At 32.0% G+C, this 18,140-nt stretch carries 17 protein-coding genes; 16 read left to right on the top strand and 1 reads right to left on the bottom strand.

The window, feature by feature from the left end; genetic code table 11:
- Positions 1-2: 2 nt before the first annotated feature.
- From DXU93_RS13335 to DXU93_RS13280, 11 genes are all read left to right on the top strand, one after another.
- Entirely contained in the window at positions 3-638 is a 636-nt protein-coding gene (locus tag DXU93_RS13335) for a nitroreductase family protein (RefSeq protein WP_116881799.1), read from the top strand.
- Positions 639-771: 133 nt separating this feature from the next.
- Positions 772-1,362, top strand: coding sequence for an HD domain-containing protein (locus DXU93_RS13330; protein WP_116881798.1), 591 nt, complete (start codon positions 772-774; stop codon positions 1,360-1,362).
- Between the two features lie 99 nt (positions 1,363-1,461).
- The gene (locus tag DXU93_RS13325) at positions 1,462-1,797 is read left to right on the top strand and encodes an MliC family protein (RefSeq protein WP_116881797.1); all 336 of its coding nucleotides are present in this window, start codon (positions 1,462-1,464) and stop codon (positions 1,795-1,797) included.
- Between the two features lie 61 nt (positions 1,798-1,858).
- Positions 1,859-3,520, top strand: coding sequence for an ABC1 kinase family protein (locus tag DXU93_RS13320; RefSeq protein WP_116881796.1), 1,662 nt, complete (start codon positions 1,859-1,861; stop codon positions 3,518-3,520).
- Between the two features lie 210 nt (positions 3,521-3,730).
- Positions 3,731-5,215 carry an aminotransferase class V-fold PLP-dependent enzyme gene (locus tag DXU93_RS13315; RefSeq protein WP_116881795.1) on the top strand — a complete coding sequence of 495 codons (1,485 nt, stop codon included), beginning with the start codon at positions 3,731-3,733 and terminating at the stop codon, positions 5,213-5,215.
- 74 nt (positions 5,216-5,289) lie between these two features.
- Complete coding sequence (locus tag DXU93_RS13310; RefSeq protein ID WP_116881794.1) at positions 5,290-6,636, top strand: FG-GAP-like repeat-containing protein; 1,347 nt, start codon at positions 5,290-5,292, stop codon at positions 6,634-6,636.
- A 180-nt stretch (positions 6,637-6,816) separates the two neighbouring features.
- A complete protein-coding gene (locus DXU93_RS15225) occupies positions 6,817-8,292 on the top strand; it encodes a DUF6503 family protein (RefSeq protein ID WP_240623462.1) in 1,476 nt (491 codons plus the stop codon).
- 17 nt (positions 8,293-8,309) lie between these two features.
- Positions 8,310-9,434 (top strand): hypothetical protein, encoded by a 1,125-nt coding sequence (locus tag DXU93_RS13295; RefSeq protein ID WP_123776140.1) that lies wholly within the window; start codon positions 8,310-8,312, stop codon positions 9,432-9,434.
- Positions 9,435-9,545: 111 nt separating this feature from the next.
- The gene (locus DXU93_RS13290; RefSeq protein WP_116881792.1) at positions 9,546-10,667 is read left to right on the top strand and encodes a DEAD/DEAH box helicase; all 1,122 of its coding nucleotides are present in this window, start codon (positions 9,546-9,548) and stop codon (positions 10,665-10,667) included.
- 39 nt (positions 10,668-10,706) lie between these two features.
- The gene (locus DXU93_RS13285; RefSeq protein WP_116881791.1) at positions 10,707-11,246 is read left to right on the top strand and encodes a hypothetical protein; all 540 of its coding nucleotides are present in this window, start codon (positions 10,707-10,709) and stop codon (positions 11,244-11,246) included.
- Between the two features lie 191 nt (positions 11,247-11,437).
- On the top strand, positions 11,438-12,913 hold the full coding sequence (locus DXU93_RS13280; RefSeq protein WP_116881790.1) for a T9SS type A sorting domain-containing protein: 1,476 nt from the start codon (positions 11,438-11,440) through the stop codon (positions 12,911-12,913).
- A gap of 56 nt (positions 12,914-12,969) precedes the next feature.
- On the opposite strand, the gene DXU93_RS13275 is transcribed toward DXU93_RS13280, so the two are convergent.
- Positions 12,970-13,980 carry a hypothetical protein gene (locus tag DXU93_RS13275; RefSeq protein WP_116881789.1) on the bottom strand — a complete coding sequence of 337 codons (1,011 nt, stop codon included), beginning with the start codon at positions 13,978-13,980 and terminating at the stop codon, positions 12,970-12,972.
- Between the two features lie 91 nt (positions 13,981-14,071).
- On the opposite strand from DXU93_RS13275, the gene DXU93_RS13270 reads away from it, so the two are divergent.
- The 5 genes from DXU93_RS13270 (at position 14,072) to DXU93_RS13250 (ending at position 17,952) form a co-directional block, all read left to right on the top strand.
- Positions 14,072-15,133 carry an endonuclease/exonuclease/phosphatase family protein gene (locus tag DXU93_RS13270; RefSeq protein WP_116881788.1) on the top strand — a complete coding sequence of 354 codons (1,062 nt, stop codon included), beginning with the start codon at positions 14,072-14,074 and terminating at the stop codon, positions 15,131-15,133.
- 357 nt (positions 15,134-15,490) lie between these two features.
- Complete coding sequence (locus tag DXU93_RS13265; protein ID WP_116881787.1) at positions 15,491-15,871, top strand: hypothetical protein; 381 nt, start codon at positions 15,491-15,493, stop codon at positions 15,869-15,871.
- A gap of 54 nt (positions 15,872-15,925) precedes the next feature.
- A complete protein-coding gene (locus DXU93_RS13260; protein WP_116881786.1) occupies positions 15,926-16,645 on the top strand; it encodes a polyphosphate polymerase domain-containing protein in 720 nt (239 codons plus the stop codon).
- Entirely contained in the window at positions 16,623-17,300 is a 678-nt protein-coding gene (locus tag DXU93_RS13255; protein ID WP_116881785.1) for a DUF4956 domain-containing protein, read from the top strand. The genes DXU93_RS13260 and DXU93_RS13255 overlap by 23 nt, the downstream gene beginning before the upstream one ends.
- The gene (locus tag DXU93_RS13250) at positions 17,293-17,952 is read left to right on the top strand and encodes a DUF2490 domain-containing protein (protein WP_116881784.1); all 660 of its coding nucleotides are present in this window, start codon (positions 17,293-17,295) and stop codon (positions 17,950-17,952) included. The genes DXU93_RS13255 and DXU93_RS13250 overlap by 8 nt, the downstream gene beginning before the upstream one ends.
- The last annotated feature ends 188 nt before the right edge of the window (positions 17,953-18,140 follow it).

Genomic DNA, 18,140 nt, shown 5'->3' with positions numbered 1-18,140 from the left:
AAATGGCATTATTAGACAGTTTAGAATGGAGACATGCAGTAAAAGCATTTAATCCAGAGCAAAAAGTTAGCGACGAAAACATTGAGAAAATCATTGAGGCTGTAAGACTAGCCCCAACCTCATCAGGACTACAACAGTTCAGAGTGATTGCAATTTCAAATCAAGAAATTAAAGAAAAGCTAGTTCCTGGAGCTTTAAATCCAGAGTCAATGAGAGATTGTTCTCACGTTCTAGTTTTCGCAGCATGGGATAAATATACTGCTGAAAGAATTGATGATGTTTATGACTTCACAACCGAGGAAAGAGATTTACCAAAAGGAAGATTTGACAGTTATACAGATCAATTGAAAAACCTTTACTTGAATCAAGCTGAACAATTAAACTTCGCTCACACTTCAAGACAATCATACATTGGATTAGGTTTTGCTTTGGCTCAAGCAGCTGAATTAAAAGTTGACACTTGTCCCGCAGAAGGATTTGATAACAAATTGGTTGATGAAGTATTGGAACTAGAAAAACATGGTTTAAAGAGTGTTTCTTTACTTTATGTTGGAGTTGGAGACGATGAAAAAGATTGGATCAAACCAATGAAAAAAGTAAGAATTCCAAGAGAAGAATTTGTGATTGATGTAAAGTAATTAATTTCAATTCACGATTCAGTACACCGCAATTTTCGTGTACTCAAACAATGAGGTTGTTTCAAAAGTAAATACTTGAAGCAACCTCATTGTTTTTTTATACTACTTTTATTTTTATACAAAATTAGATCAAATGACATCAGAAAATTTATTGAAGCAAATTGAGTTTATAAAAGAAATCGATAAAATCAAATACATTCAACGCAAAACCAAACTGTTTAATAGTGACCGAAGAGAAAACGATGCAGAACATAGTTGGCATTTAGCTATGATGGCACTTGTATTAAGTGAACACTCGAATGAAAATATTGACATTCTTAAAGTCATTAAAATGGTCTTGATTCACGATATTGTAGAAATCGATGCTGGCGATACTTTTATTTACGACACCAATAAGGACCATGTTAACACAGAAGAGGAGCAAAAAGGTGCAGAAAGAATTTTTGGAATTCTACCAAAATCTCAAGCTGATGAATTTATTCAGATATGGAAAGAGTTTGAAGCTGGAGAAAGCAATGAAGCAAAATTTGCAAAGTCATTGGACCGATTAGAACCGCTTTTACAAAATGTGTCAAATGATGGTGGTACATGGAAAGAGTTTGGCGTAAAACATGATTCAGTATTTAAAAAGCAAAAAGTGATGAAAGAAGGTTCGAAAGTATTGTGGAATTTTGCTGAAGGTTTGATTGAATCCAGTGTTGAAAAGGGCTTTTTAGAGAAGTAACTTAAGCACTCTTCTTTTTTTTAACATCATTTACATTTCTATCCACCTTATTTAAATCATATAATATTATCTTAAAAAGAAAATTTATAAAATAAGTAAATGCCAAAAATTAAAGCAATTATAGTCTTAACATTAAGTACTCTCCTTTCTGTAAGTTGTACATATTCTCCATCTGCCAAAACGACGATTTCCACAGAACAGAATGAAGATACTGTTCAAACAAAAATTGAAAATGAAGATGGAACACTAAACATACTTTTCGATAACATCAACAATACGGCGATTATTCAGTTAAATAACGGAGAGAAAATTAAACTCAAAAGTAAAAAACCAGCATCTGGAATGTGGTATGCTAATGATCAATATGAGTTAAGAGGAAAAGGGGAGCATTTCGATCTTTATAGAAACGATAAAAAAGTGTTTTCAAATCAATAACTCTATTCTCTAAAAAAAGTTTATATTCAATACAATTTTCAAACACTTAAAAACAAAAAACATGGGTATTCTTCCTGATCAATATGACAAATACGTTCGATTTTTTAAATTCATGTTGAAATATTGGAACAGTGATGTTTTTTCATTTCCAAGTGATGAAATTCAAGCTTTAGATAAGGAAAATATTGCATCAGAATTTGATCATACTCCGGAAGAGTTGACAGAAGATTTAAAAAAAATGGGACCAACTTACGTTAAGTTAGGTCAGCTTCTTTCAACACGTCCAGATTTACTTCCTCCTCATTTTATGGATTCATTGGCAACTTTACAAGACGATGTTGATGAAGTAAAATATGAGGAAGTAGAAGAAATATTTAAAGAGGAAATTGGTGTTAGAATTTCAAAAGCTTTTCAATTTTTTGACCCAAATCCGATGGCGAGTGCTTCAATAGGGCAAGTTCATAAAGCAATTATGCACTCAGGAGAAGTTGTTGCAGTTAAAATTCAAAGACCAGGAATTCGCAAGCGTTTTATTGAAGATTTGGATACCCTTTTAGACATTTCTGAAAAAGCTGAAAAACTTAGCGAAGTAGCCCGAAGTTTTGGCGCACACAATGTCATTGAAGAACTCAGGTATGTTTTATTGAAAGAGTTAGATTATAATTTAGAAGCGCAAAACTTAATTACCCTTAAAGCAAATTTAGCTGAAATAAAAAACATTTCAATCCCAACTCCATTTGCAGATTATAGCTCTTCTAAGGTGCTAACAATGGAATTTGTTGAGGGTGTAAAAGTAACTAAGGTTTCTCCATTAAAATTAATGGACCTTGATTTAACACCATTGGTTGATGATTTAATAAAATCTTATTTAAAACAAATTATCATTGATGGAATCGCTCACGCAGACCCTCATCCAGGAAATGTTTACTTGACCAAAGACAATAAGATCGCTTTAATGGATGCTGGTATGGTGGCTAAGTTCAGCAAAGAAATGCAAGAAACTGTACTCAAATTAATGATTGGTTTGAGTAATTACGACAGTGCAAAAGTCACAGAAATCTTACTTTCAATTAGCCAATACGATGAAAACGATGTCGATTTAGCGCAATTCAAGAAAAACATTGTTCGTAAAATTCAAGAAAGTGAGAATCAAAAAGCTAAAGACTTACAAAGCGGTAGAACCTTAATTGAAATTAATCAAATAGCTGCCAAGCAAAATATACATATTCCTGTAGACTTAAATGTTTTGGGTAAGATTTTGCTAAACCTTGATCAAATTGTAGCGTTTTTAACTCCAGAATATGATATGCAAAGCACAATGAAGCGTTATATTCATAAGTTGATGCAGAAGAAAATGAAAGCAGATTTAAAACCTGCAAACTTTATGGAGTTATTTCTTGAAATGAAAGACCTCACAGAAAATTTACCTTCACGACTTAACAAGTTCACGAGCAATCTTGCAGAAAATGAAGTAAAGGTAAAAGTGGATGCTTTTGACGAAGATCGTTTTACCGGCGCATTTCAAAAAGTAGCCAATCGAATTACAGCAGGTGTAATTATTGCAGCATTAATTATAGGAGCAGCGATGTTGGTTCAAATACCAAGTCCTTACACCGTTTTTGGTTATCCAACATTTGCCTTTATTTTATTTGTGCTAGCAGCACTAATTGCAATGTATCTGTTATACCAGATTTTATTTATTGATGGAAGGAATAAAAAGTAGAAAGCTTTATTCTTAAATATCCTCCTAATTTTAAAATCAATGTGAATAGCCATATCAATTAATTTTTATACTTTTATTTCGAAAATTTTACGATAGCTTTTATGGCTGTTAAAACTACTTTTGACAATCATTGAAATATTTCATGCAATGGAGATCTCATTTTTTTCTCTCTAAATATTGCTTCAAATATTTCATGTTAACCAACATCACATGGAAAATCACTTTTTAAAATTCAGAACAGGAATTATAGGCATCAATTCTAAAATTAGCACAACTTATCATGAAGAAATCCCTTTAATTTATGCTGATTGGACAGCCAGTGGTAGAATGTATTTCCCGATAGAGCAAAGACTTTCAGAAGAGTTTTATCCCTATGTAGCCAATACACACACCGACACAAACTATACAGGATCCATGATGACTTATGCATATCACAAGGCACAAGAAAAAATAAAACAACATGTTGGCGCAGGAAAAGATGATGTTTTAATTTCATCTTGCGCTGGGATGACAGGTGTTATCAATAAATTTCAAAGAATTTTAGGCTTGAAAATTCATGAGAAATATCGTTCAACAATTGATATTCAAGCCTCAGACCGACCAATCGTCTTCATAACGCATATGGAACATCACTCCAATCAAACAAGTTGGCTAGAAACAATTGCTGATGTTATAGTAGTGGAACCAGATGAAGAAGGTTTAGTCTCAGTAGAAAATTTTCGTAAAATCATTCAACAATATCAACACAGAAAAGTAAAAATAGCCTCCATCACTTCATGTTCAAACGTAACCGGAATCATGACTCCCTATTTAGAAATAGCAGAGTTAATTCATGAATTCGATGGATATTGTTTTGTGGATTTTGCTTGCTCAGCTCCATATATAAACATTGATATGCATCACAATGACGAAAAGCATCAATATTTAGACGCCATTTTCTTTTCACCTCATAAATTTCTTGGCGGTCCGGGTGCTACTGGAGTCCTCGTTTTTAATCGAAATTTATACAATAATACCATTCCAGATCACCCTGGAGGAGGAACAGTTGAATGGACAAATCCATGGGGAGAACATAAATATATAGAGTCAATTGAAGCAAGAGAGGATGGCGGAACTCCACCCTTTTTACAAACCATAAAAACGGCATTTTCCATCCAATTGAAAGAAGAAATGAATGTCGACAAGATCCATCAACGTGAAACCGAAATGTTGTCGATGATATGGAAAGAATTAAAAGACATTCCTAATCTACATATTTTGGCAGATCAACATAAAAATAGATTGGGAGTATTCTCTTTTTACATCCCTGACTTACATTTTAACCTCGGTGTAAAAATCCTTAATGATCGTTTTGGAATTCAAACCAGAGGAGGCTGTTCATGCGCTGGAACATACGGACACTACCTTTTAAATGTTGACAAAAACCAATCTAAAAGAATAACCAATAAAATTGATAAAGGAGACAATTCTGAGAAACCCGGTTGGATACGACTTTCTCTTCATCCTACACACACTAACCAAGAACTGTTATTTATGACAAATGCAATTAAGGAACTTGCTATAAAACATCATGAATGGAGCAAATCCTACCTTATGGATGAGCAATGTGGAAGCATAAAACATCTTCAGAATAATACAGCACAAAATCTAAAAAACACAGTAGATAAACTCTTTGATAAAAGCTTAACAACATAAAAGGATTTAACAATAAAGACTGATATTGAAATTTTCATGGTTTTTTGAATTATCTTCCTTTAATTTGTAACACTATGAAAAACATATTATTAACTACTATTTTTATTTCGTTTAGCTTTGTCCAATTCATTTATAGTCAAGTTGGCCCAGTAAACTATCTTGACACCACATCGGCAACAGCAGCTACAAGTATGATTGCTATTGACGATATTAATAATGATGGTTTAAATGAAGTCATCACCTCGATTGCAGGAGCTTCAGGGAAAATTGGATACTTTAACCAACAATCCAATGGACATTTCACTGATACATTGACCATAATTAAAAATGCACCTTTTGCTTATGGATTAAAAACAGGAGATTTTAATAATGATGGTTTTAGAGATATTATTGCAATTGGAGGAATGCAAAATGAAGCTTGGTTATTCATGAATGATGGTGGCAATTTCCCAACCTGTGACACTATCGATTCTGGGATTTCAATTTTAATGAACGACCTAGAAGTTCAAGATTTTGATGGAGACAATGATGATGACATCGTTATAATTGGACAACATTCTATCGACTTATACCGAAACGATGGAAACGCAATTTTTACAAAAGAGATCATATTAAGTACCAGTAGTTCAAGTCATTCTTTAGAATGTTTAGACCTTGATGCTGCAGATATGAATAACGATGGTCATATAGATTTAATTTGTGCAGAAACTGAAGGAGTTGTCTTGTATATAAATGATGGAAATGGAGTGTTCACACCCAACTATTATTCACAAATCCCTGAAATAGGAATTTTAATTGAGTCAATAGATGTCGACAACGACAATGATGTTGATGTAATCATGACCACAAATTCAAATGACACAAAATTGTTTTTAAATGACGGTAATGGAAGTTTAAGTTTTAGCCACATTTTGAGTTCAATTCCAACATTAAAATCTTTGTCTTCAATTGATTATAATAACGATGGTTTAAAAGATTTGTATCTTTCTTATGAACATACCATCGCCGTTTTTTTAAATGATACGCAAAACAACTTTAATACTGAAGTTGAAATACATCATGACACTACATTAATCATGGGTTATGTTTGTACTGGTGAGATAGACCATCAGAACGGTGAAGATTATATATGGTCTGGTGGTAATAAAAAACTTGCATATCATATCAATCAAAGTAGTCTTTATCTTGATAAGAACTTCCTTACCACTCCTAAATTAATTTATCCTAATCCATCGTCAAGTAAGATCAATATTAATGCAGAAACTCCAATAATTCAAAGTAAAATATGCAGTATTGACGGCGCATTAATGTTAAAATCAAACAAACATTCAATTGATATTCGAAAACTTCAAAAAGGAAGTTATATCCTCATTATTGAAACGAAAAAAAATACTTTGAGAAAACGGTTTATAAAACAATAATGATGAAAATAACAAAATATTAATTTTCCATATTTTATAAAAAATCAAGGATGTTTCATACTTATTATATCCTGGCAAGCAAATTCAAAAACATACCGTCAAATCACAAAATATCCTAAACGCACAACTAATTCAATATTTCTTTGTTAGATTGACAATTTTTAGAACAAAATCATAATAATGAAGAAAACCATTTTAACATTTGCTGTCGGAGGACTGACACTATTTTCTTGTACTGAACAAGAAGCATCAAAGGAAACAAAAGTAGAAACACAAGACATTAAGTTTGACAATAAAGGTCAGCAACTGGTGTATGAAATGGTACAAAAGGTAGGTGATTATAAAACATTGGCGAAAAAGAAAAATGTTGAATACACTTATATCTATAAAACTGCAGACAACCAAACGGATATCTCATTAGAGAAATATATTTTCAATGGAGAATTGTCCTATGGTGCTTATGTTAAACACGAAAGAACTTTGCCTCAGCTAGAAGGAACAATAGAACAAGGTTATGATGGTGATGAATTTTGGATCAAACATGAAGGTGAAGTTCTTACAGATGAAGCCTTATTGAAAAGAGTAAAATTCAATCGACCAACAAACTTTTACTGGTTCACCATGATGCAAAAGTTAATGGATCCAGGATTAAACTATGAATATATTGGTGAAGATACTTTTGATGATGCACAATACGATATCGTAAAAGTATCTTTTAATAGTGATAAACCAACAGATATTTACCAGTTGTACATCAACAAAGAAACAAAGTTAGTTGATCAATTCTTATTTACCGTAGCTGATTTTGGCAAGATGGAAGTTCCAAATTTAATGGTTCTTGAGTATGAAGAAATCGATGGAATAATGATTCCGACAAAAAGAAAGTACAAGCTTTCAACATGGGATGCAGAAGTAGACACATCAGCGTGGACAACTGTAAACTGGACCAATATCAAATTCAATACAGACCTTTCTCAAGGAGACTTTAAAAAAGAAAATGAGATGGAAAATAACAGAGATTTAAAAACAAAACTTGATGCGAAGAGAGCCAATTTTGACGCAAATGCAAGTGACAATAAAAAAAGAGCTTACAAAGAAGGAATTGAATCTGTAGAAGAAAGTGGAATTATTGATTATGCCATGAAGGTTGGTGATCAAGCTCCAGATTTCACATTGACAAATGCTGTTGGTGAATCAAAAACATTAAGTGATTATTTAAAAGACGGAAAAGTTGTTTTGACATGGTACCGTGGCGGATGGTGTCCTTACTGTAATATCACATTGCACCAATTACAAGAGGAATTACCAAATTTCAAAGCAAATAATGCAACACTTTTAGCGCTTACACCTGAATTACCAGATAATTCAATTTCTACAAAAGAAAAAAATGAATTGGAATTTGAAGTTTTAAGTGATGTTGGAAATAAAGTAGCAAAAGACTATGGTATTGTATTTAAATTGACTGATGAAGTTGCTGGAATGTACAATGAAGCTTTTGCATTAAACGACCATAACGGTGACAAAACAAATGAACTGCCATTAGCTGCGACTTACATCATTGACCAAAATGGAGAAATCATTTATTCATTTTTAGATGCTGATTATAGAAATCGTGCTGAACCTTCAGAAATTACTGAAGTTCTAAAAAACAATTAAAAACATAAAAATTATAATTGGCTGATTATCGAAATTGGCCAATCTTTATTCCTTCTTCTTCCCCACTCCTTATGAAATCTTTTATTCTATTCGTATTCATTCTATTTGTCCTTGGCTGTCAAAAAAAAGAAGAGTACTGTTCATATGAATCCTATTCAGAAATAGGATCAAATCTCGAACAAAAGATAAAGTCTATAACCCAAGTTTCTTTTATTACGAAGAAGTTTTCACCAGACAGTATGGTTTTCAATGATAAAACCATTCGTTATTACGATACCTTAGGTAAGCTGATAGAACGCCAATATTTCATTATCGACTCAACCCAAATCTTTGAGCATTCTTATCAAATAAAAAAAGGCGACACTTTACTTAAAATTGATCAACAAAGAAGCAATTTTTATACACCCAAAATTACAATTGATACCGCTACTTATATAAATGGAAAATTAATTGAGGAAGTTAAAAACAGCTTGACGAGATACACTCATACAGTGGATGGTGAGGAGACGGAAGTACAAATTCCTGTTCGTACAATGTATCATTACAATGATCAAAATCAATTGATTTCAACTGATCAAAAAAAGGAAAAGAATATTTATCACTGTGATTATATTTACGATAGTTTAGGATTGTTGATTGAAAAAAACTGCAGCGATGAGCAAAATGAATTAAATCATTATACCGAGCAAAAGTTATATAACGCCAATGGTTTAAAAATAAAGCAATTTGAACGTTCATATCAAAAAGACAGTATTGTTGCGGAATACAAACGATTTTACAACTATAATTCAAAGGACTCTTTGATTGCTCAAAGTTGGTATAGAAATGGCAAAAACTTCTTGATTTACAACTACGAATACAATGATAAAAATCAAAAAATTGCAGAATATGCCTACAATGACAGCAGTGGTGATTCAACATTTTTAGCCTTACAAACCTTCTTTTATTACGATGAGAATGATTTACTTAAAATGAAATCAATTCTAGGACAAGACAACAGTCCAATTCAAATCAACTTATATAATTATGATTCACACGGAAATAAAACAGAAGAAAGTAGATTTACTTACAGCATTGATAAAGAAAGAAATAAGAATGTCAATAAACTAATGACGCGTTATCGATATGAGATTTATCCATAACCATTTCTTTTCTATGCTTTCTTAAGTAAAGAAAATATCAAATATTCTATTTGGTCAACTGTTCAAACATCCTTTTGCTTACCTTTGCAGCAATTAATCAATATTATAGCAGTGAAAAAGTTCCAAGATTTAGGTATAGATGAAAAGTTCGTAAAAGGACTTAATGAATTAAACATTATCCAACCTACGGATATTCAGAAAAAAGTCATTCCAATATTATTGAATGAAAATACGGACATTGTTGCTCAGGCCCAAACTGGAACTGGTAAAACCGCTGCATTTGGATTGCCTTTATTATCTCGAATTGATTCAGAACAAAACCATGTTCAAGGATTAGTGCTTTGTCCAACGAGAGAATTGGCTAAGCAGGTTTCGAAGCAATTATTCAAATTCACTAAATATTCTGAAAAGATTTTTGTAGAAACAGTTTATGGAGGAGAGCGCATCGAAAGACAGATTTCTTCACTTCAAAGAACGACACATATTATAGTGGCTACACCAGGCAGATTGATTGATTTAATTGACAAAAAAGCTGTTGATTTAAGAAAAGTAGATACTGTTATTTTAGATGAAGCAGACGAAATGTTGAGCATGGGCTTTCAAAAACAACTTGATCAAATTTTGAGCTTCTTACCTAAAGTAAAAAATAAATGGTTGTTTTCGGCTACAATTCCTGGTGGAATTCAAGAGATTATTTCTAAGCACTTATCGAAAAATGCTGAGCGAATTGAAGTTCAAAAAGCAGATGTTGTCAATAAGAACATTACACATCAATATTTAGTCGTTGATGAATCTGAAAAACTTGAAGCACTATTGCTCTTTTTGAAGGTACAACACAAAAATCGAGGTGTTGTTTTTTGTAAAACAAAGAAAGCAACACAGAAACTTGCCAAACAGCTGATCGCTAAAAACGTTGAAGCTGATGCTATACATGGAGATTTACTTCAAAAGGAAAGAGACAAGGTCATGCGTGCATTTAAGAACGAAAATTTGCGTATATTAGTAGCAACAGATGTTTCTGCAAGAGGAATTGACGTACCAGGATTAACTTTTGTTGTACATTATCAACTTCCAGAAAGTTTAGAATATTATACACACAGAAGTGGAAGAACTGCACGTGCTGGAAACGAAGGTGTTTCTATAAGTTTTGTAAACAATGCAGAAGCCAAGAACCTAAAAGATTATGAACGTAAATTAGGGATTCGATTTGAGAAAATAAAGCGAGGAAAATAAAATTCACCCCTTCATTTTAGTAACTTCAAAATCACTGAAATGAAAAAATTAAATTTATTCATTAACCGATTAGCCAACTGGAAAGGAATTTCAATATTACTTTCCATATATCTGCTATTCTTTATTTTTGTTATTTCAGAAATCAGTCAAAAGTTAGTTAATTCAATGGGCGAACCAATGAAGGGAATTGACCTAACTTTTGGCTATAATCCTGCTCTTCCTTTAAAGATGGTTAGTCAATACAGTGAAAGTTCTCGAGAATTATATTTTATATTCACCTTAACTGCTGATATTCTCTACCCTATAATTTATGCATTATTTCTTTCCTCTATTTTCACGCTGATTGCGAAGGAAAAGGAATTTACTTTTTGGAAAAAACTACCCTTCATCATTTTAATTTTTGACTTTTTAGAAAATTTTTCCATTGCAGTATTACTAAAAAGCTATCCAAACCAACCGATTTTCTTTGCGCATCTATGTGAAATTTTTAAATTCATGAAATGGACTTTACTCTTGCCTTTCGCTTTGATTATCGTCTGGTATTTAACGCGTTCAATTTTAAATAAAATTGGTTCGTGATTTATTTGAGATCATCGATACTCTTTTTACCTATTTCACCTTATAAATTTTAAGTTTCTTTTGGAAGTCTTGCTTGGTTCAACTTTAAAAATAAAGTATTATTGCAGCGACAAATAAACATTGAGAAGTTTTTATATTTTGAATTAACCTCAATAATGTAAGGCTTTTCAACTCACTAACAACAAACAAATATGAAGAAAAATTTTATTCTTTTAGCATTAGGAGCAACAACTAGTTTTGCGTCTTTTTCACAGTTAACAACACCAGGCAATGGTACAAAATACGATTTAGCAGCTTTATCTGCTCTTGATCCTACAATCTTGAGTTTTGATGGAACAAAATATCAACTAACAGATGATTTAGTTATTTCTGCAACAGACACATTAGAAGTCACCACATCTGACACATTACTTTTAGATTCAGAAAAAGAAATTACCATAGAAGGTAGTTTCATTGCTGATCCTGGATCAGGAAACACAAAGTTCTTCATCAGTTCAACAGACACTTTAATGCCTGGAGATGGATTTCGTTTTGAAGAATTCTCAGTTGGTAAAATCCATAACACTGAAATCGTTTACACTGGAGGTTTAAAGGTGTTGACAGAAGATTTCCATATTGAAGACAGTTATTTAGCCCACAATGTTGCTGGTTCATCAACTGGTGCAGCCATTTCATTATCTAGAGGTGCTGCTGTTATTAAAAATAATACATTTTATAAAAATGATTTACCAGGAGTCAGTTCTGGAGCAAACCAGCAAGTTTCAGCCCAAATTATTGGAAATGTATTTGAGAAAAATGTTCAGGAAAACCAAAACCGTCCTCAAATTAACATGGGACCAACAGGTGCTGATACTTTAAGAATTATTGAAAACACTATTATTGGTGACCCTAATCAAATTAAAGTTGGTGGTATTGCTGTTTCTAATTTCTTTGGAGACGATATTTATGTTGAAATCGAAAACAATGAAATTCGTGATAATCGCTATGGAATGACTATTTCAGGTGTGAATGCCACAGCTATGATTAGAGGAAATATTATTGAAGACAACAATACTCAAAATGATCCAATGTTGGGGGGTAGTGGAATTGCACTTAGTAGTTCTGATGATTCTCATAATATCGTTGCACGTCAAAATCAAATCCGAGGAAATCTATGGGGAATTACCTTAATGACAGAAGCTTCTATCGACTTGGGTACAGCAAATGATTTAGGAGGAAATGTATTTGCCAACAATGGAAATAACGGAAACACCTTTGCCTTATTTAACAATACACCTTTAGACATTAGTGCTATGGGAAACTGTTGGATTGAAGGATCTCCAAATGCAGATTCTGTAACTATTGAAGATGTTATTTCTCATACACCAGATGATGCTAACTTAGGAACAGTAGACTTTTCGGAATTCACATGTAGTACAGTAAGTACTTCATCTGAAGAATTGAATACCTTGAGTATTTATCCAAATCCTGCGATTAATGAAATTACAATTGACAACGCAAATGAGTATAACTCGGCAAAAATATACAACACAAGTGGACGTGTATTTCAAACAGTTCAGTTAGAAAATGGTCACAAAACAATTCAATTAGACCTTCCTTCTGGAATGTACATTGTTCAGCTAAAAGGTGATTCAAAAGTAATGACTAAAAAGTTAATTATTGAGTAATCATAAGTAGCTTCGAAATTAAGAGCCCAATGGAATCCGCTTTTCATTGGGCTTTTTTATTCATAAGACTCATAAATGTAAAGTTGCTCATTTTCGGACCACTCTCCATTCTTTTTGGATTTCATCTGAAGACGAATAATTTGATCATCTTTGTTGAAATACCTTCTTACCTCGCCAATCAATTCATTATTTACATATCCAAATTGCCATAGTGGTTCTCCATTAATCTTTCTTTGTGATTCTTTTATTACAGAATATAGAGATGGAGTTTTATCATCTCTGTTTGTCAAGTGATATCGCTTCCTAATTAAAGTATCTCCTATATTTTCGTATTCAAATTTCGTATAGTTATGTTTTGAAGCTCCATGATAATTATGAACTTCATAATAAGTTAACCGATTTTGGTCATCATGAGTATATAATGCGTGTGTGTAAATCTCATCTCCGCTTGATGATTTTAACTCAATTACATTTCCAGCCTTGTCTTTTCTCAAAATACTTGTAGAAAATAAGTAAAACTGACCATTAACTTTGCCACCTATAGGTTCTATTAAAATGTCGTCTTTATGATTTGTTCTCTGGATGTATTTCTGATAAGACTTATTTGTTCTCAACCTACCAGAATCGGAGTAGAAGACACTATCCACCCTATGATAATATAGATTTCCGTTTATATCAAAAGACTTCGAAGAAGAGTAAATTGGTCGTTGTAAATGATCTTCAACTCTAATTCTTAATTTTCCATTTTCACGTTGAATACTTTTCACCAATGTATCTTTATATTCATAAAAAATCGTGTCGCTTCTCTCGTTTTTTCCTAAACGATTGGTAATAATTTGAGACCGTTTTTGCTGAATATTATAATCGTAAATATATTCTATGGTGTCATTAGTTGAATGCTGAATATGTATTTCTACAATCGGTTGATAAAAATCATTGTATTGCGTTAAGGTAGTATTGACCAAAGTATCATTTTTTGAACTGTAAATGGCAGTACGAAATAGTGTATCTTGACTCAAGCTTAAAGTTGCATACAGCATTGCAAGGAATAGAATTATGTTCTTCATAAAAAACTCAAAACAATAATCAAACCAATTATTAAATTCGAAAGACCAGGATTCAAAATATAATGGTTAAATTTGAGTAAACACAAGAACCATGGATTTATTCTTTTTGATTTTATCAATATTTCTCATCGTTTTAGGGCTTCTCCCTTTTATTCAGCATCAACATTGGATATTTCGTGTCCCTGAATTCTTAAATTTACAACTACTTGTAATTCAACCTATTTCTGTAATTGGTCTCACTATTTTTGTTGAAAAAGATACTTTATTTTATGCGGTATTAGCCTTTCAACTCGCTTTAATTGTTTTTCATATTTATATTTTTACGCGCTACACCAAGTTTTATTCTAAGAATACCAATGAGGATAAAGACATTGAAACGATTAAAGTTATATCAACCAATATTTATCAATTCAACAAACAATTTGAAAGGTTTAAAAACTTCATTAAAAAAGAAAATCCTGATATTTTTATCACCATCGAAAGCAATTCTGATTGGGAAGAGGCAATGCGAGATTTAGAAATAGATTTTCCAAATACACATAAAGTTACCTTGGAGAACACCTATGGCATGCATCTATATTCAAAAATCCCATTTGAAAATATAAAAACACATTACTTTGTTGCTGATGATGTTCCTAGTATCGAAGCTCATTTAAAGAACACCGAAGGTCAAGAATATTTGCTTTATATTGCACATCCTCCACCACCAAGTCCAACTGAAGAATCAAACTCAAAAGAACGTGACGGTGATTTAATGTGTATTGCCAAGCGTGTTAAAGAAATTGGTAAACCAACGTTGGTTATTGGTGACTTCAACACTGTAGCTTGGTCAAAAATTTCAGAATTATTCAGAAAAAATAGTGAGTTAATAGATGGTCGTCATGGCCGAGGAATTCTAGCCACTTTTCATGCTAAATACTGGTTCTTCAGAGCACCTCTTGACCTTGTTTATCATAGTAAGAATGTTTTTGTTAAGGATTTAAAAGTATTAGAACATGTTGGGTCTGACCACTTCCCTATTTGTTGTGAGTTTGGACTTGACAAATCTGATCAGAGCCAAAAAGTAGAGCTTGAAGATCTTGACAAAGAAGAAGTCAAAGAAACAGAACAATATATTAGTGAAGGGAAAGCTGAAGAAAGCGAAAAAAGATAGAGATTTAAACATCTGATTTATTAGCTTTACGACTAATGCTCTATGGGATTTTCAGGATTAAAATTAAGCATCTTCTAAACCTAGTTTAAATCATTTCAAATAATAATTAATTCCGTTCATTTGGTATTTCTTGATAAAGTAATTCAACTATGCCATCATTAAGCGTAAAATAGAAAGAGACGTCTCAATAAAGAAGCGAGGTATAGGTTTTTACGAAAGAGGTATTGGCGCTTATTGTGAGTATTTTTTTTGTATATTTCCAACAAATAATAACCAACCACTTAATTATTCCTTAACAAAGGAATAATATGTTCGTTATTATGTATTATTTTTGTCGAACAAAACTCAACATTAAACATGAAAAAACAACCATTCATCCTAACATTACTTCTTTTAGTATTTTTTGCTTGTGAGAAAACTGAGGGAGAAGGAGGAAGATCTTCAATAATAGGAAAGTTATATATGAATGATCAAACCGGTAGTACACAAGGTGAATACTATTTACCTGACGAACGTGTCTATATCATTTATGGTGAAAAAGACAGTATTTATGATGATGATGTAAGATCTAATTTTGACGGCTCTTTTGAATTTAAAAACTTGAGGGAAGGATATTATACTATTTACGCATATTCTGAGGACATTTCTGAGCCTTCTGGACTAAAACCAGTATTTGTTTCAACGACAATTGACAAGAATGAAACCGTTGATATTGGCACTATTATGTTAGAGAAGTAATTGAAAGAACTCCATAACATATTGCAAAGTTTTGATCCAATTTCCTTAGCGGAAATGGATGAAGTAAAATTACTCAAAAGAGCGGATACCAAATTTATTTTTAATGCTGAAAACCTACAAAGTGTTTTAGAAGTACTTAGACCAAATTATAGGCTCCTTTCAACACAAGGAAATAGAGTTAATAAATACAGAACCGTTTATTTTGACACAGCGGATTTGGACAGTTATATCAAGCACCACAACGGCAACTTAAATAGAGTAAAAATAAGGTTTCGAGAATATTTAGACTCAGATTTAACATTCCTAGAGGTGAAATTTAAAAACAACAAAGGAAAAACCATTAAATCTAGGATAGAAAAGCCGGCAATTGAAGAAAAATTGAGTGATAGTTCGAAAGAATTTATCGATGAAAACTCTATCTATGATTCCAACCAATTGAGTCCTGTCCTTTGGAATAGTTTTACACGGTTAACATTCGTGCATAAAATAGACAAGGAACGTTTAACCTTTGATTTAAACATTAGTTTTCGAAAGGAATCTGAAAGTCAAGATCATCAAATTCCACATTTGATTATTGCCGAAGTAAAGCAAGAAAAAATGTCATTGAATTCTGATTTTATCAGGTTAATGAAAAGAAACCACATTCTACAAACCAGCCTAAGTAAGTATTGTATAGGGACGGTTTTAACGAACAAAGACATTAAATCGAATAGATTTAAAAAACATATATTAAAAATAAATAAGTTAAAAAATGATAGAACTATTATTGCTTAAAATTCCAATTTTAGGATCAAAAATTATTGATATTGATAGTTTTTTAGAAATGCTCATTAAGTTTGCCATTAACTTAATTGTCGCATTTATTATTATCCGTAAAATCTATTATCCTATTCATAAAAGAAAGGATTATCTTTTTACATACTTCCTCTTTAACATTCTAATCTTCTTTGTTTGTATTCTATTGAATGGAGTAAAACTAAAGCTTGGATTTGCATTTGGACTTTTTGCGATTTTCGGAATTTTAAGATACCGAACGGAACAACTTCCAATTAAGGAAATGACCTACCTGTTTATGATAATTGCCATTGCAATTGTCAACTCACTTTCTGATGACAAGGTGAGCCTTGCAGAGTTGGTTTTAGTGAACGGAACAATTGTACTAGCGACTTATCTTTTGGAAAAAGTTTTCCTTTTAAAACATGAATCAAGAAAGGAAATCGTCTATGAAAAAATAGAAAATATAAAACCAGAAAATTATGGTTTATTAATCAACGATTTAAAAGAAAGAACTGGTTTAAATATTCATAGAGTTCAAGTAGGTCATATCGATTTTTTGAAAGATACTGTAAGAATCATCATCTTCTATTATGAAGATAAAAATGCCCAAGAACCTATTCAAGATATATTTATAAGTAATAAAAATGAGTAATAAACACCTATTAATTGTCCTGTTGATATTCCCTATCATGGTCTTTTCACAAATAGAAAAGGACGCCAGGTTATGGACTGAAGTCAAACTTGAAAAGGAAGTCAAAGACTTTACTTTTAATTTAGGATTGGCCTACAGACTTGATGAGAATTTCTCTCATATGGACAAGGCCTTGGCTGAAATCGAAGTAGAATACAAAATCAATAAAAGATGGGATATTGGTATTGGATATAGGTATTCACGCGACAATGATTATGAAGACTTCAACTATGATCTAAAACCTCGTTTTGAAATAGGTGCACAATACGACAATAAAATTGAATGGTGGAATATTGATGATTTAAAGTTTAAATACCGCGTCAAGTATCAAATTGAATCAGCTCCAATTAATGAGAATAATGAAGCTTATGTTAGAAATAAATTTACGTTAGACTACAAAAAGAAGGATTGGTCACCATTTATTTCTTGGGAGTTTTATTATCAATTTAACAATCGAATGGACTTTACACGTTCTAGAATTTCAGGAGGACTTAAATACGACATCACTAAGAATACAGCAATTGAAATCTTTTATATTCTAGAGGATAAATTTAGAACAGACAGAATTGAACAAGATCACATTTACGGAATTGGTTACAGCATCGAATTCTAAAAAATAAACGCTAAAATTAGCCCACTCCAGGCTCATTATAATTCTAAAGAGTAGAACTAATCTTCTGCTCTTTTTTTATGAAAGAAAATCAAATTGTTCGTTAGATATTGATTATTCCTACCAAATTCATTTCAGTAGTACAGTTTACATAACATCAACACCTCAACACAGAATGTAATTAAATGGAA

Origin of the sequence: Brumimicrobium aurantiacum (assembly GCF_003402975.1) — a bacterium.
GTDB lineage: Bacteria > Bacteroidota > Bacteroidia > Flavobacteriales_D > Crocinitomicaceae > Brumimicrobium > Brumimicrobium aurantiacum.
Note: the sequence above shows the minus strand (reverse complement) of the source record. Positions and strands in the feature narration are given on the sequence as shown.

What these genes read in the sequence shown, in the direction of transcription:
- DXU93_RS13335 (WP_116881799.1), top strand. Translation starts at nt 3, where the DNA reads ATGGCATTATTAGACAGTTTAGAATGGAGACATGCAGTAAAAGCATTT.
- DXU93_RS13330 (WP_116881798.1), top strand. Translation starts at nt 772, where the DNA reads ATGACATCAGAAAATTTATTGAAGCAAATTGAGTTTATAAAAGAAATC.
- DXU93_RS13325 (WP_116881797.1), top strand. Translation starts at nt 1,462, where the DNA reads ATGCCAAAAATTAAAGCAATTATAGTCTTAACATTAAGTACTCTCCTT.
- DXU93_RS13320 (WP_116881796.1), top strand. Translation starts at nt 1,859, where the DNA reads ATGGGTATTCTTCCTGATCAATATGACAAATACGTTCGATTTTTTAAA.
- DXU93_RS13315 (WP_116881795.1), top strand. Translation starts at nt 3,731, where the DNA reads ATGGAAAATCACTTTTTAAAATTCAGAACAGGAATTATAGGCATCAAT.
- DXU93_RS13310 (WP_116881794.1), top strand. Translation starts at nt 5,290, where the DNA reads ATGAAAAACATATTATTAACTACTATTTTTATTTCGTTTAGCTTTGTC.
- DXU93_RS15225 (WP_240623462.1), top strand. Translation starts at nt 6,817, where the DNA reads ATGAAGAAAACCATTTTAACATTTGCTGTCGGAGGACTGACACTATTT.
- DXU93_RS13285 (WP_116881791.1), top strand. Translation starts at nt 10,707, where the DNA reads ATGAAAAAATTAAATTTATTCATTAACCGATTAGCCAACTGGAAAGGA.
- DXU93_RS13280 (WP_116881790.1), top strand. Translation starts at nt 11,438, where the DNA reads ATGAAGAAAAATTTTATTCTTTTAGCATTAGGAGCAACAACTAGTTTT.
- DXU93_RS13275 (WP_116881789.1), bottom strand. Translation starts at nt 13,980, where the DNA reads ATGAAGAACATAATTCTATTCCTTGCAATGCTGTATGCAACTTTAAGC.
- DXU93_RS13270 (WP_116881788.1), top strand. Translation starts at nt 14,072, where the DNA reads ATGGATTTATTCTTTTTGATTTTATCAATATTTCTCATCGTTTTAGGG.
- DXU93_RS13265 (WP_116881787.1), top strand. Translation starts at nt 15,491, where the DNA reads ATGAAAAAACAACCATTCATCCTAACATTACTTCTTTTAGTATTTTTT.
- DXU93_RS13260 (WP_116881786.1), top strand. Translation starts at nt 15,926, where the DNA reads ATGGATGAAGTAAAATTACTCAAAAGAGCGGATACCAAATTTATTTTT.
- DXU93_RS13255 (WP_116881785.1), top strand. Translation starts at nt 16,623, where the DNA reads ATGATAGAACTATTATTGCTTAAAATTCCAATTTTAGGATCAAAAATT.
- DXU93_RS13250 (WP_116881784.1), top strand. Translation starts at nt 17,293, where the DNA reads ATGAGTAATAAACACCTATTAATTGTCCTGTTGATATTCCCTATCATG.